The 13,643-nt window shown below is 64.1% G+C and carries 10 protein-coding genes; 4 read left to right on the top strand and 6 right to left on the bottom strand.

The features are described 5' to 3' along the window. The first annotated feature begins 69 nt into the window (after window positions 1-69). Window positions 70-1,722, top strand: a complete 1,653-nt coding sequence (locus tag C8J39_RS09865; protein WP_183037970.1) for a Na+/H+ antiporter — start codon at window positions 70-72, stop codon at window positions 1,720-1,722. Window positions 1,723-2,040: 318 nt separating this feature from the next. Here C8J39_RS09865 and C8J39_RS09870 read toward each other — a convergent pair whose 3' ends face one another. Continuing rightward, on the bottom strand, window positions 2,041-2,382 hold the full coding sequence (locus tag C8J39_RS09870; RefSeq protein ID WP_120300266.1) for a hypothetical protein: 342 nt from the start codon (window positions 2,380-2,382) through the stop codon (window positions 2,041-2,043). Window positions 2,383-2,525: 143 nt separating this feature from the next. Between C8J39_RS09870 and C8J39_RS09875 the strand changes: the two genes are divergently transcribed. Further along, entirely contained in the window at window positions 2,526-4,667 is a 2,142-nt protein-coding gene (locus tag C8J39_RS09875) for a TonB-dependent siderophore receptor (RefSeq protein ID WP_120300267.1), read from the top strand. Window positions 4,668-4,778: 111 nt separating this feature from the next. Continuing rightward, window positions 4,779-5,414 carry a glutathione S-transferase gene (locus C8J39_RS09880; protein WP_120300520.1) on the top strand — a complete coding sequence of 212 codons (636 nt, stop codon included), beginning with the start codon at window positions 4,779-4,781 and terminating at the stop codon, window positions 5,412-5,414. Between the two features lie 33 nt (window positions 5,415-5,447). Here C8J39_RS09880 and C8J39_RS09885 read toward each other — a convergent pair whose 3' ends face one another. Both C8J39_RS09885 and C8J39_RS09890 read right to left on the bottom strand, forming a co-directional pair. Then, window positions 5,448-7,886: a TonB-dependent receptor gene (locus C8J39_RS09885; protein ID WP_243649847.1), complete on the bottom strand. Its 2,439-nt coding sequence runs from the start codon at window positions 7,884-7,886 to the stop codon at window positions 5,448-5,450. Between the two features lie 144 nt (window positions 7,887-8,030). After that, window positions 8,031-10,166 (bottom strand): M3 family metallopeptidase, encoded by a 2,136-nt coding sequence (locus C8J39_RS09890; protein ID WP_120300268.1) that lies wholly within the window; start codon window positions 10,164-10,166, stop codon window positions 8,031-8,033. A 144-nt stretch (window positions 10,167-10,310) separates the two neighbouring features. On the opposite strand from C8J39_RS09890, the gene C8J39_RS09895 reads away from it, so the two are divergent. Beyond that, complete coding sequence (locus C8J39_RS09895; protein ID WP_056058830.1) at window positions 10,311-10,580, top strand: DUF1488 family protein; 270 nt, start codon at window positions 10,311-10,313, stop codon at window positions 10,578-10,580. A 272-nt stretch (window positions 10,581-10,852) separates the two neighbouring features. On the opposite strand, the gene cobF is transcribed toward C8J39_RS09895, so the two are convergent. From cobF to C8J39_RS09910, 3 genes are read right to left on the bottom strand one after another with little or no spacing between them, the layout of a single operon-like run. Further along, window positions 10,853-11,629, bottom strand: a complete 777-nt coding sequence (gene cobF, locus C8J39_RS09900; protein WP_120300269.1) for a precorrin-6A synthase (deacetylating) — start codon at window positions 11,627-11,629, stop codon at window positions 10,853-10,855. Next, the gene (gene cobA / locus C8J39_RS09905; protein WP_056058834.1) at window positions 11,626-12,354 is read right to left on the bottom strand and encodes a uroporphyrinogen-III C-methyltransferase; all 729 of its coding nucleotides are present in this window, start codon (window positions 12,352-12,354) and stop codon (window positions 11,626-11,628) included. The genes cobF and cobA overlap by 4 nt, the downstream gene beginning before the upstream one ends. Continuing rightward, window positions 12,351-13,643, bottom strand: a complete 1,293-nt coding sequence (locus C8J39_RS09910) for a cobyrinate a,c-diamide synthase (RefSeq protein ID WP_056059610.1) — start codon at window positions 13,641-13,643, stop codon at window positions 12,351-12,353. The genes cobA and C8J39_RS09910 overlap by 4 nt, the downstream gene beginning before the upstream one ends.

The following is a 13,643-nucleotide window of genomic DNA, read 5'->3' on the forward strand; positions in this document are numbered from 1 at the left end:
GATACTCGCCGGTCCTCTCGATCGCGCGCCTGCGTGCCTGCCGCGCGTCCAAATCCTTGGGAGTCCGGTTTGCAGATTGTGACTTTGTGCCTGTTCCTGTTGCTCGCCGTCGTGGTCAGCGGCATCGCGTCGCGCATGCTGCCGTCGGCGCTGCCGCGTCCGCTGGTGCAGATCGCGCTTGGCGCCTTGATCGGCATGGTCGCGCACGTCCGGGTCGAATTGGATCCCGAACTTTTCTTCCTGCTGCTCGTGCCGCCGCTCCTGTTCCTCGATGGCTGGCGCATTCCGAAGGACGAACTGTTTCGCGATCGCGGAGCGGTGTTGGGGCTCGCATTGGGGCTCGTCTTCCTCACCGTGCTGGGCATGGGCTTGTTCGTGCACTGGCTGATCCCGGCGATGCCGCTCGGCGTCGCGTTCGCACTCGCAGCGGTAGTGTCGCCGACCGATCCTATCGCCGTCTCCGCGGTCGCCCAGAACGCACCGATCCCGAAGCGGATGATGCACATCCTTGAAGGCGAGGCGTTGCTGAACGACGCGTCCGGCCTCGTCTGCGTCCGCTTTGCGATCGCCGCCGTACTGACCGGCACCTTCTCGTTCGCCGATGCCGCCGCGACGTTCGCGTGGATGGCCATTGCGGGCGTCGCGATCGGTGTCGGCGTCGCGCTCGGCATCGTCGCGACCAAGAGCGCCTTCGCACGACGGTTCGGTGACGAAGCCGGATCGAACATCCTCGTCAGCCTGCTGATCCCGTTCGCCGCCTATCTACTGGCCGAACACATCCACGCGTCTGGCGTCCTCGCCGCCGCCGCCGCGGGTATCGCGATGACCTTTACCGACGCGACCACCGCGGTCGCCGCCGGAACGCGCATCCGCAGGCGCGCGGTGTGGGACATGCTCCAGTTCACCCTGAACGGCGTGATCTTCGTGCTGCTCGGCGAGCAACTGCCCGAAGTGTTCGTTCGCGCCCGAGACACCGTTACGTCGACCGGGCATGTCAGCCCGTGGTGGTTGGCCGTCTATGTCATTGCCGTCGTCGCCGGGTTGGCGATCCTTCGCTACGGCTGGGTCTGGGTTTCACTCCAGTTCACCCTTCTCCGAGCACGGCGGCGCAACGATACGACCGCGGGCGAAAGCCCACCACGGCGCATCATTGCGGCGATGTCGTGCGCCGGCGCGCGTGGTGCCATCACCTTGGCAGGCGCGCTTACGCTGCCATTGAGCCTCGCCGACGGTACGCCCTTCCCGGCGCGCGATCTCGTTATCTTCCTTGCGTCGGGCGTCATCCTGTCGTCGCTGGTCATTGCCGCCGTCGCGCTGCCGTTGCTGCTGCGGGGCCTCAGCCTGCCGCCCGAAACCGGCATTGGTGCTGCGCGCGATCAGGCGCGGCTGGTCGCTGCCAACGCCGCGATCGCCGAACTCGACCGCGTCCAACATCGGATGGCCGAGGGGCGCGACGATCCCGATCGTTTCACCGATGTCGCGGCGCGCTTGATGGACCAGTACCGCGAACGCATCGACAGCCTGTCGTCGCGGCCGGAGGACCGCGCACGACAGGGCGACGTCAAGATCGAACGGGACATGCGGCTTGCGGCGGTACGTGCGGAGCGCAACGCGATCTTCGACCTTGCACGACGCCGGGAGATTGGCGTCGAACTGGCGGAGCAACTCGGGCGCGAACTCGACCTGATCGATGCGCGGTTGTCGCGGCAGGGCTTGGCTTAACCGGATCGAAATAGCGCCCCGTCCGTCCGTGTGACAGAAACCGACGGGGCGCTGAAGGTACGCGTTACTTGGGCGATGCCTCTACTTCGCGATATGCCGTTCGAAGGTGAATTAGAAATGAACGAGGTGCCCCGCCCGTCCGTGCGACACTCTCGTATCCGGGCAGGGCACCGAGGACGCAGCGCCCTTCGGCAGCGCGTCACTGTCACTCAAGCTAGCAGGCGGCGGCGAAGTTAGAAGCGCAGTCCACCACGGGAAAGCCTCGCTTTGCCCCATATTTGTTCCCGTATGCGGGCCGCTGAACCACGCGAGACGGACTCAGGTTTTGGGCCTGCCGGGCAACTTAACTTGGCGCAATGCTGCAATCATTTTCCGCGCGCCGGGCGGAGCAACGCGCAGGAACAGATCGAACAGATCGTCGTCGTCGAACGCGTCGACATCCATACCGATCGAAAGTGCGATCGCTTGGCGGCTACGGGCACCCGGCTGTGCTTCCAATACGATCGTCCGCCAGGCCATGCCGACCGGAGGGTCGCCGCTCACGTCGCCGAACTCGCCCATCACCATGTTGCGGATCCGTAGCCGGCGATCGGGATGCTTCCCGAACCAGGATGCGTCCCCCGCCGTCGCAATCTCGACCGCCAGTATCTTGCCGCTCATGTCTATCGTCCATCACGTTACGTTCCGTGGCTGGTGTTGCCATATTGCCGCAGAGGCAAGCGCTATCTGGATCGGTCGGAACGCGGCTATTGATAATAGTTATCAAAAACATTAGCGGGGCGCGATAACGTAAAGGGAATCATATGACACGTCGTCTTGGCATCGCCATCTTGCTGGGCTCCGCTGCTTTCGCCGTCGCGCCGGGCTATGCACAGACTTTGCACGAGGACGCCTCGGACGTGATCGTCGTGACCGGACAGCATCCGCGAGACCAGGCTTCCTCCGGGACCAAGACGGATACGCCGCTCGCCGAAACGCCGCAGTCGATCACCGTCATCACCGCCGACGACATCGCCGGACGCAGTTTGCAGAACCTCAACCAGGCGCTCCGGTTCGTGGCGGGCGTGACCCCGGAAACGCGCGGGTCGAGCGGCGAGGTCTATGACCAGTTCAAGCTGCGAGGCTTCGATGCCCCGGTCTATCTGGACGGCCTGAAGCAGTTCGGCAGCCCGTCCGGCTACGCGGTGCCGCAGGTGGACGTCTCGCGGCTCGACCGGATCGAAGTCATCAAGGGCCCCGCATCAGTATTGTACGGCCAGTCTAGCCCCGGTGGCCTGGTTGCGGAATCGAGCAAGCTTCCGCTCGACCAAGCGCTCTACGGCGCGATAAGCGGCACCTATGGCAATTATGACCTCTACCGCGTCGATGCCGACATCGGTGGCCGAGCCGGCGAAGGCGTCCTGTGGCGGATCAACGGCAGTGCGAACGGTGCCGACACGCAGCAGAAGTTCGGCAAGCGCGAGCGCCAGACGATCTCGGGTGCAGTAACGGCGGGTGCGGGCAGCTCGACCAGCTTCACGCTGCTCGGCGCCTATTCGCATGATCCATACAACGGCGACTACGGCGTGTTCCCCGCCAGCGGCACGTTGCTCGCCAACCCCAACGGCAAACTGCCAACCAGCTTCGACGGCGGCGAGGCCGGCAACCGCTTCAGCCGTGAGCAGGCTGCGCTTACCTACATCTTCCGTCACGATTTCGGCGGCGGATGGGCGTTCCGCTCTTCTGGGCGCTATCAGTATGTGAAGTCGGCGCTCGGACTCATCTATACCGCAGGCGGACTGGATGGGAGCGATCCGACGCAGCAGACTTTCAGCCGTGCGTCCTACGCGACCCGCGAGCAACTCAACAATTGGACGTTCGACAACCAGCTGACCGGCACCGTCCAAACCGGCCTGATCAAGCACACGCTCCTGTTCGGTGTGGACCGGCAAGTCGCGCACTCGCGCGAGCTTGCCGCGTTCGGCGTCGCGCCTCCCCTTAACGGCTTTGCCCCGGTCTACGGTACGGTGACGGTCCCGACGAGCCCGGAACAGATCGGCGGTCAGTTCGCGATCGATGTGCAGCAGCGTCAGCAGGGCATCTACGCACAGGACCAGATGGCGCTCGGCGACCTTCGCGTAGTCTTGAGCGGGCGGCAGGATTGGGCGCGCGCGCAACAGGACGGGCGTGTTAAACACGACAAGAAATTCACGTACCGTGCGGCCGCCCTCTATACGCTGCCGTTCGGTCTGGCGCCGTACGTCAGCTATTCGACGTCGTTCGAACAGCAAGCGAATCCGATCACGCAGAGCAACGGCCAGCCCGGGCTGGCAGACCCATCGCTCGGCAAGCAGATCGAGGCCGGTGCGAAGTTCAGCATTCCCGGAACGCAGATCCTGTTGTCCGGTGCATGGTTCCGTATCGACCAGACCAACGTCCTGACATCGACGCCCAATTTCAGCGTGTCACGACAGACCGGCGGCGTTCGTTCGCAGGGTGTCGAGTTCGAGGGGAGTGCCCCCCTGCCCTACGGCTTTAACGCGCGCGTCGCGTTCAGCCGGCAGCGCGTCAAGGTTACCAGCGATGCGGATGCTCCGGCGCGTGTCGGTCGTGGGCTGGAAACCGTCGGGCGTGGTGGAACGTCCGCCTATCTCGATTGGACGCCACGTAGCGGCGGCCTCGAAGGGCTCACGATCGGCGGTGCGGTCCGGCATGTCGACGAGGTCTATGCAGGCGTCACGCCTGGCGAGACCGCGGGTCGCAACAGCCCGTCCCACACCGTTTATGATGCGCTGATCCGCTACGACCTCGAAAAGTTCGCCCCATCGCTGCGGGGCCTCAGCCTCGCGGTCAACGGTGCCAATATCTTCGAAAAGAAGTATCTGACGTCGTGCTTCGCCAACTATAACTGGTGCTGGTACGGCAACCGCCGGACCGTGCAGGCGACGATCGGCTATCGTTTCTGAGTTGACGGCCTTGCCGCGATCGATGCCGTTCCGCGGTATCGATCGCGGTAGCGCCGACTGTTCTCCGGATCAGGCGACCTGGACGCCCGATCGGGTTATGCAGGTCCGATGATGCCGATCCTCTACAGCTTCCGACGGTGCCCCTACGCGATGCGCGCGCGTCTCGCGATCGCGGCGGCCGATCGTAAGGTCGAACTGCGTGAGATCGTCTTGCGGGACAAGCCGGCGGCAATGCTCGACGCGTCGCCCAAGGGAACCGTGCCGGTGCTGGTGCTGCCGGACGGGACGGTGATCGATCAGAGCCTCGACATCATGCGCTGGGCCTGCGCGCGTACGCCCGACGCCGAGTGGCCAACCGATAACGACGCTGGATTGATCGCGACGAACGACGGCGCCTTCAAACACCATCTCGACCGCTACAAATATGCCGATCGCTACGACGTCGATCCGATCGAGCACCGCGATGCGGCTACCGTGCTGCTCGGCGATCTAGGCGAGAGGCTGCGTGCTAGCGGCAGTCTCGGCACCAGCCCGCAGTCGATGACCGATCTCGCGATCATGCCGTTCGTCCGCCAGTTCGCGCAGACCGATCGTTCCTATTTCGACGGTCTGCCCTTCGAGCGACTACAGGCGTGGCTGGCGATGCACCTCGCATCGGCCCTGTTCGCTCGGGTCATGATACGCCCGCCGCCTTGGCAACCGGGCGATCCTCCGATGATATTCCCGATGACGACGGACGCGCAGTAGAGGCCCCGGCAAGACCGAGGCCCCCTGCCCGCGTCAGAAGCCGACGCTGATCGTCCCGAACACCTGGCGGGGTGCGACCGGGAACTGGTTGAACGTACCGCTCGCCGCGCCGATGCTGAGCGTCGAGGCGGCGCGCTTATTCGTGATGTTGGTAACGTTGAGGCTGACCGTCGCCGTCTTGACGACCTGCCCTTCCGACAGCGGTACGTGCGCGGCGATGCGGCCGGACAGCGTGAAGTAGGACGGCACCGACAGGTCGTTGGTGTAGGTCGCGAACCGCTTGCTGATATAGTCGCCGACGAGTTGCGCGTCGAAGATGTCGTAATTGGCCGAGGCGGTGAACTTGTTCAGCCAGTCTGGGCTGCCCGGCACCTTCTTGCCCGCAGTCGCGACGGTGCTCGTGCCGCTGATATAGTCCGCCTCGTAGCGCGAGTTGTTGTACGACAGCGCATCGTAGAACGAGAAGTGCGGGCCGAACCGGAACGTGCCGGCGATGTCGAACCCGTCCGTCTTCACCGCACCGACGTTCTGGAGGATTGCCGCACCGCTGACGACTGCCGTCACCACCGGCGTCGGGCTGATCCCGAGCAGGCGGTTGCTGAAGTCGACGTGATAGACGCTGATCTGGCCATCGAAGCCGGTCAGCGGGCCAATGTTCAATGCATGATGCGAACGCAGCCCCGCCTCGTAGGTCCAGCTCGTTTCGGGCTCGACGTCCTGTTTGAACAGGTCGAACGCCGCTTGGCTGCCGAGCGCGAACGGCGACAGGCCGGCGGCGGCGCTGGTCTGGAACTGGCGAATGTTCTTCTGGACGTTGACGAACACCTGCTCGTTATCGGTTGCATCCCACAGCGCACCAAGCTGCGGCAGGAAGTATTTGTGCGTGTCGATCTTGCCGACCGGCAGCGCGACCGAGCCGGTGAACGAGCCCGGGATCGGCTGCGTCGGAACGCGCTGCGACGCATTCTGGAACGTGCTCTTGACGCCGCCCTGGATGGTCAGCGTCGGCAGGACCTTCCAGCTGTCCTGGATATGAGCCTGATACTCGTCGACGCGCACTTCGCTGTGATATTGCGTGATAAGCGGGGTCAGTTCCTCGCGCGGGCGCTGGTACGGCGTGCTCGGATCGTTGACCGGGAATGGATACCAGCGGCGATAGGCGGACGAGCTCTGATGCTCGTACCAGGCGCCGAACTCGACATGATGCGCGCCGAGATCGAGCGCGACGATGGAGACGAGGCCACCGCGGTCGATCCGGTACTCGGTCGTGCGCGTCGCAAGGCCTGAGCCACCGAACACCTGGGTGAGATTCTGGCCGGGGTAGTAGAATGAGAACAGCTTAGGCAGGCCGGCGACGTCGATCGGACCGCCGATGACACCGACGCCGTCGTTGTGATGATAATAGGCCTGGTTCGAGAAGGTCACGCGGTCGCTGACGTTCCAGTCGTATTTGACGTAGCCGAGATAGTCGGTGCGTGCTGCGACGCCGTAGTAATTGCGGTAGTTTGACCCGTCCGCCTTGTACGCGCCGGAGTTGAGATAGGTCAGCATTGCGTTGAAATTGGGATAGACGAACGGGCGGACGTACGGCGCGGTGCCTTGCGTCGCGGTCGTGACGACGGTCGCATCCTCGTTCGGCTCGGTCTTGTCCGAAAACGCGCCGTAGAGCGTCAGCTTGCCGTTGCTGTCGTCATGAACGAACTTCGCATTGGCCTGATAGCCGCCCTGAATACCGTTGAAATCCCACGCCTTGGCCTTCTGCCGCGAGCCCGAGATATAGAACGCGTTGCCGTTGCCAAGGTCGCCGCTGTCGATCCGCGCGAACAGTCGCGAGGTCGAATGGCTGCCGAGCGTCTGGTCGACCTGGACACCCATATCCTTGCGCGGGTCGCTCGAGAAGGTATCGATCGTACCGCCCAGATTGCTGGTCGATGCGGTACCGAGATCGCCCGCGCCGCTGGCCAGCGTGACGCGTGAGACGTTCTCCGAGATGATCGCACGTTGTGGCGACAAGCCGTTGTAGTTGCCGTAATTCTGGTCGCCCAGCGGCAGGCCGTCGAGCGTGTAGCCAAGCTGCTGCGCGTTGAAGCCGTGCACGAACAGCGAAATATTCTGCTCGTTGTTGCCCCAAGGATCGGCGGTCAGGAACGTAACGCCCGGCAGCGTCTGCAACGCCTTCAACGGGCTCACGCCGGGAAGGATCTTCTGCATGTCGACGCCGCTGACCTGAGTCACCGACCGCGTGTTGGCGCCGGTGACGACGATCGTATCATCCTGCCCGGCGGGCGGCGTTGCTGGATCGGCCGGACCGGCCACCGGCGCAGGCGCAGGCGCAGGCGCAGGCGCAGGCGAACCCGACTCCGCGTCCGTGGCTACCAGAGACTGCGCGGTCGAGGCGACTGGCACGCCGACCACGACAAAACCGATAGCGCCGCACAACAGCCGCGCGGCCGTACGAGAAAACATCGTCATTCTTGAAAACCCCTAGCGAGATCGATCGATCGTCACTCCCGGGGCTGCGCCTATTGGCACTGCGAGACAGTCGGATGACCGTTACGCTACAGATTTAATATGGTGCGGTGCAGCGGTCAGAAAGGCCGCCGCACCACCGTTCCCTTACTTCGCGCCCGCCGTCAGGCCGCGGTCTTCCAGCATCGGGCCGATATCCGGGTCCTTGCCGTAGAACGCCTTGAACATCGGACCGTAGTCTTCAGTATGCCCCTTCGACAGGATCATGTCGCGGAAGCGCTGGCCGTTCGCGCGCGTCAGCCCGCCATGCGCCATGAACCACGCATATGCATCGTTATCGAGCATCTGCGTCCACAGATACGCATAGTAGCCGGCCGCATAACCGCCCGCCCAGATGTGTGCGAAATAGCTGGTGCGATAGCGCGGCGGCACGTCCTTCGTGTCGAGACCCATCGAGTTCAGTGCCTTGGTCTCGAACGCGTCGACTTCCTGCGGCCCGGCTGACGCCGGCAGCGAATGCCAGTCCTGGTCGAGCGTCGCCGCCGCGACCAGTTCGCCAAGCTCATACCCCTGGTTGAACTTCGCCGCGTTCTTGATCTTGGTGACGAGCGCCTGGGGCATCACCGCGCCGGTGCGGTAATCCTTGGCATAGTTCGCGAAAACCTTGGGATCGAGCGCCCAATGTTCGTTGAACTGCGACGGGAACTCGACCCAGTCGCGCGCGGTGTTGGTGCCCGACACCAGCGGATACGTCTGGTTCGCGAACAACCCGTGCAGCGCATGGCCGAATTCGTGGAACATCGTCGTCACGTCGTCGAACGTGATCAGCGCAGGCTGGCCCGGCGCGGGCTTGGTGAAGTTGCCGACGTTATAGACGACCGGCTTGGTCTTCAGCAGCTTCGACTGGCCGACGAAGTTCGACATCCACGCGCCGCCCGCCTTGTTGTCGCGCTTCCAGTAATCGAAATACATCAGGCCCAGCTCGGAGCCGTCCTTGTCGTAGACGGTGAACACGCGGATGTCCGGCTGGTAGGTCGGGATGTCGCGGCGTTCCTTGAACGTGACGCCGTAGAGCTGGTTGGCGGCGAAGAACACGCCATCGGTCAGCACGCGGCTGATCTCGAAATACGGCTTCAGCTCGTTCTGGTCGAGGTCGTACTTGGCTTTGCGCACCTTGTCCGAATAGAAATCCCAGTCGGACGGCGCGAGCGGGAACGTGGTGCCGGTTGCGTTTATGGTCTTCTGCAACTCGGCTGCCTCACGACGCTGTTCCGCGGCGGTCGCGGGGACGAGTTGCGTCATGAAGCCCTTCGCCGCGGCGGGGGTCTTCGCCATCTGGTCGTACAGCGAATAGGCGGCATAGTTCGGATAGCCGAGCAACTGCGCCTTTTGCGCGCGCAACTGCGCGATCTTCTGGATCAGCGCACGCGTGTCGTTCGCGTCACCGCGCCGCGACCGGTTCCAGCTCTTCTCGAACAGCGCCGCGCGGGTTGCGCGATCGGAGAGCGAGGCGAGCGCCGGCTGCTGCGTCGTGTTCTGGAGCGACAGCACGTATTTGCCGGGCATCCCCCGTTCCTTCGCGCCCTCTGCAGCGGCGGCAATCTCGGCGTCGCTGAGACCGGCGAGCTTGGCCTTGTCGTCGACCACCAGCGCACCCGCCTTGGTTCCGGCGAGCAGCTTCTGCTGGAAATCGGTCGTCGCGGTCGAAATCTGCGTGTTGAGCAACCGCAGCTTGGCCTTGTCGGCGTCGTTCAACTGCGCGCCGGCATGCAGGAAATCGCTGTGATAGATCTCCAGCACCTGCTTCTGCTCGGCATCGAGACCGAGCGAGTCCTTCTTCGCGTACAGCGCCTGGACGCGCGCGAAGAGCTTGGGATCTAGATAGATCGCGTCGCTGTGCTGCGCGAGCTTGGGTGCCTCGGCGGACCGTACCGCGTCGAGTGCGTCGTTGGTGTTCGCCTGCGACACGCCGAAGAACGCCTGACTTGCACGATCGAGCGTCCGGCCCGAGCGCTCCATCGCCTCGATCGTGTTGGCGAAGGCCGGCGCCGCGGGGTTGTTGGTGATCGCCTTCATCTCGGCGATCTGTTCCGCCATGCCCTGCTCGAGCGCGGGCTGGTAGTCGGTGTCCTTGATCTGATCGAAGCGCGGCGCCTGGAACGGCAGCGTGCTGGGCACGGTCAGCGGATTGACGCGTGACGATTTGGCAGGAGTTTGCGCGGACGCAGCGCTGGCGATGCAGCACAGAAGGGCGGCGGAACGAAGCAGGCTGGAACGCGACATTGACGACTCACAATGGCAGGAGTGATGCCCCTATCCTTGCCCTGCCTAAGCCCTTGTTACAATCGGTTAGCAAACCACCCGGTTGAGCGCTTGCACTGCCGCCCGCTCGCAGGCAGTAGGCGGTCAAACCCCAGGAGTTCCGACATGGCAAATACCCTTGAAATCGATCAGGCGAGCGTCGTCGACAACGACATCCAGAAGCAGATCGAATTTTCCGGCGAGTTCGACGGCGACGAATATGAGTTCGCGGTCAAGTACGCGGTTCTGAAGGAACTGAGCGGCGACGAACCCGAGGACGACGGCATCGAGCTGTTCAACCGCTTCAACGACGACATCGTCGACGCGTGCCTCGCGGCCATCGAGCGCAAGCCGAATGCATCGACGATCATCGTCGACGAAGACGACCTCGAATAATCAGCATTTACGGGGCGATCGGCGCCGTCTCGGACGCGCCGATCGTTTCTTCCAAACGCGCTCAGTCTCCGGTCACGAACCGGCGGATACGGGTCGAGTAGCGACTCCCCACGAGCAGGGTCACCCCAAACAGCATCGATGCTCCCCATATCGCCGCACAAACGATTATGACGATCTTGAGCATGGTCGGACTCCGACGTTGTTTCGATCGGGGGCGATTACGGTCGGCAATACAAATACTTGCTGAACGTGCCAGCCATCCAAGGTTCAGGTTAGCCTGAGTTATCCGATCGGCGGGACGTATCGCGGCGCAAAAGATAGATATCCATGATCCAACCATGCTGCTCGCGAAGATCGGCACGAGTCTGGACGATCCGTTTCGCGACGACGGTCAAGGGGCCGGCGATCAGCATTTGATCCTTCATCCCCAGATACGCACCCCACCAGATCGAAATACCCGCCGCGTCGAGCGTCTGGAACGCGCAATCGCCATCGAGCATCACGGCGATCGTACCGATATCGGCCGGCCACCCCCATGCCCTCAGCCTTCGACCCGTCGTCACGAGAACCGGCGCGCCGACCGTGTTCAGCGGTATGGCGTGCGCTGCCGTCAGCGCCTGGAGGCTGGTGATGCCGGGCTCGACGGTTACGGTCATCGCCATACCGTCCGTTCGCAGCCGATCGGCGATGCGCAACGTGCTGTCGTACAGCGACGGGTCTCCCCATACGAGTAACGCGAGACGGCCGCCGTTCGGCAAGTGTTGCGCGATCTGAATGCTCCAGACGACGGCAATGGCGTCATGCCATTGGTCGACCGCGCGTAGATAGGGCGCGGTCGTGTCGCGCTCGGGCAGGACGAATTCGACGACACGCGTAGCTCCGGTCAGCACCTCTGCACAGATCCCGCGGCGGAGATCGATCAGGTCGGACTTCGCATCGCCCTTCCGGGGCAGCAGGATCAGGTCGGCGGCGTTCATCGCGACGATCGCGGCGCGCGTGAGGTGATCGGGGTTGCCGGTTCCGATACCGATGAGGTGAAGGTCGATCATGTTTCGGTCTCAGGATCCATCAGCGGACCGTAGAGGATCAGCGCGGGCTTGCTGGAGAAGCCTGCCTGCAATTGCGCAGCAAGGTCGGCAATGGTCGACCGGATCAGCGACTGGTCGGGATGTCCGATATTTTCGGCGATCAGCGCGGGCGTGTTCGGGGAAAGGCCGTGCTCGATTAGCAATGCCGCGAGCGCCGGGAATGTTCGCTTTGGCATGAACACCACGGTCGTCGCCCCGGGATCGGCGAGCGCGGCCATGTTCCGCTGTTCGGGCAGGTCGCCGGTGACGTCGTGGCCGGTAACGAACTGCACGCGGCGCGCGTTGAGCCGGCGTGTGAGCGGGATCTGCGCGGCGGCGGCGGCAGCGCTGGCGGCGCTGATGCCGGGGATGATTTCGAATGGAATGCCCGCTGCCCGGAGCGCGACGATCTCCTCCTCAAGGCGGCCGAACATGCCCGCATCGCCCGATTTTAGGCGGACGACGCGGATGCCGGTTTGCGCGTACTCGACCAGGAGTTGCGAGACGTGCGCCTGACTAGGTGATGGGCGACCGGCGCGTTTACCGACAGCGACGAGGTCGGCGCCTGGGCGAGCATGGTCGAGAACGGTCGAGGACAGGTCGTCGAACAGCACCGCGTCGGCGGCCTGCAATCGCGCAACCGCCTTCAAGGTGAGAAGTTCGGGGTCCCCGGGACCGGAACCGACGAAGGAGACGAAACCGGTCATGGGGTGGCAGCGATCATGTGGAAGAAACTGCCCGAGACGTGGCCGCGATACGAGCCGGTTTCGGAGACGGCGGTGCCCTCGGCATCGGTGACGTTCGCGAGCGGAGCGTCAGGCTGGTCGAGGATCGTGGAATAGTGGAATTCATGGCCGGTCAGCGCGGCGCCCGCTTCGACGCCGCCCATCGGTGCGAGAAAGGTCGCGCGCCGATAGCCAAGGTGCATTTTCCGCTGAGCGTAGCTGGTGACGATGCCGAGCAGGCCTGCCATCTTGTGTCGAACACCGTCCACATCGATCAGCGCCTCGCCCAGCGCCATGTAGCCGCCGCACTCGCCGTGGACCGGGCGGGTCTTGGCGAACTCCGTCAGGCCTGCCTGGAACCGATGGGCTTCAGCGAGCTTGCCGGCGTGGAGTTCGGGATAGCCGCCGGGAAGCCATACGAGATCGGCATCCACAGCGGGAGGTTCGTCGGCGAGCGGGGAGAAGGGCAGGATTTCCGCGCCCGCACGCCGCCAGCCTTCGAGGACATGCGCGTAGGTGAACGAGAAGGCGGCGTCCTGCGCCAAGGCGATACGCTGGGCCGGGGGGCGTATCCAGCCGACCGCGCTTGCAGGCTTGGTGCTGGCGGTAGCGGCGTCGTGAAGCGCGGGGATGTCGACATGCGCGCGGAGGAAGTCCGCATATTCGGCGATCCGCGCATCAAGGTCGGGATGTTCGACCGCCTGCACCAACCCAAGATGGCGTTCGGGGAGCTTCAGGTCGCCGCGCCGTGGGAGTGCGCCGAACACGCGGATGCCGACCGCGTCCATGCCGCTGCGCGCGAGGCGTTCGTGGCGGGGGCTGGCGACGCGATTAAGGATCACGCCGGCGATCCGGACGCTGGGGTCGTAGCGGCTGAAGCCGAGGGCGGTGGCTGCGGCAGACTGCGCCTGCCCTGAGACGTCGATCACCAGCACGACCGGCCAGCCCATCCGGCGAGCGATGTCGGCGCTGGCACCGTTGCCGGTAGCGCCCGGTTTCGCGACCCCATCGAACAGGCCCATCGAGCCCTCCGCAAGCGCAAAGTCTGCATCGTCGGCTTTACCAGCAAGGGTGTCGAGCATCGTCGCAGACATCGACCAGCTGTCGAGGTTAAACGATGCGCGACCGCTGGCAGCGCGATGGAAAGCCGGGTCGATATAGTCGGGGCCACTCTTGAACGGCTGCACCGCAACGCCGTCGTCACGGAGTGCGCGGAGGAGGCCGAGCATGACGGTGGTCTTGCCGGTGCCCGATGCGGGTGCGGCGACCAT

This window comes from Sphingomonas sp. PP-CC-1A-547, from assembly GCF_003610375.1.
Lineage (GTDB): Bacteria > Pseudomonadota > Alphaproteobacteria > Sphingomonadales > Sphingomonadaceae > Sphingomonas.

Bases quoted from the DNA above. Each gene is read 5' to 3' on its own strand.
- C8J39_RS09890 (WP_120300268.1), bottom strand. From the start codon at position 10,166: ATGTCGCGTTCCAGCCTGCTTCGTTCCGCCGCCCTTCTGTGCTGCATC.
- cobF (WP_120300269.1), bottom strand. From the start codon at position 11,629: ATGATCGACCTTCACCTCATCGGTATCGGAACCGGCAACCCCGATCAC.
- C8J39_RS09910 (WP_056059610.1), bottom strand. From the start codon at position 13,643: ATGGTCGCCGCACCCGCATCGGGCACCGGCAAGACCACCGTCATGCTC.
- C8J39_RS09895 (WP_056058830.1), top strand. From the start codon at position 10,311: ATGGCAAATACCCTTGAAATCGATCAGGCGAGCGTCGTCGACAACGAC.
- C8J39_RS09885 (WP_243649847.1), bottom strand. From the start codon at position 7,886: ATGACGATGTTTTCTCGTACGGCCGCGCGGCTGTTGTGCGGCGCTATC.
- C8J39_RS09875 (WP_120300267.1), top strand. From the start codon at position 2,526: ATGACACGTCGTCTTGGCATCGCCATCTTGCTGGGCTCCGCTGCTTTC.
- C8J39_RS09870 (WP_120300266.1), bottom strand. From the start codon at position 2,382: ATGAGCGGCAAGATACTGGCGGTCGAGATTGCGACGGCGGGGGACGCA.
- cobA (WP_056058834.1), bottom strand. From the start codon at position 12,354: ATGACCGGTTTCGTCTCCTTCGTCGGTTCCGGTCCCGGGGACCCCGAA.
- C8J39_RS09880 (WP_120300520.1), top strand. From the start codon at position 4,779: ATGCCGATCCTCTACAGCTTCCGACGGTGCCCCTACGCGATGCGCGCG.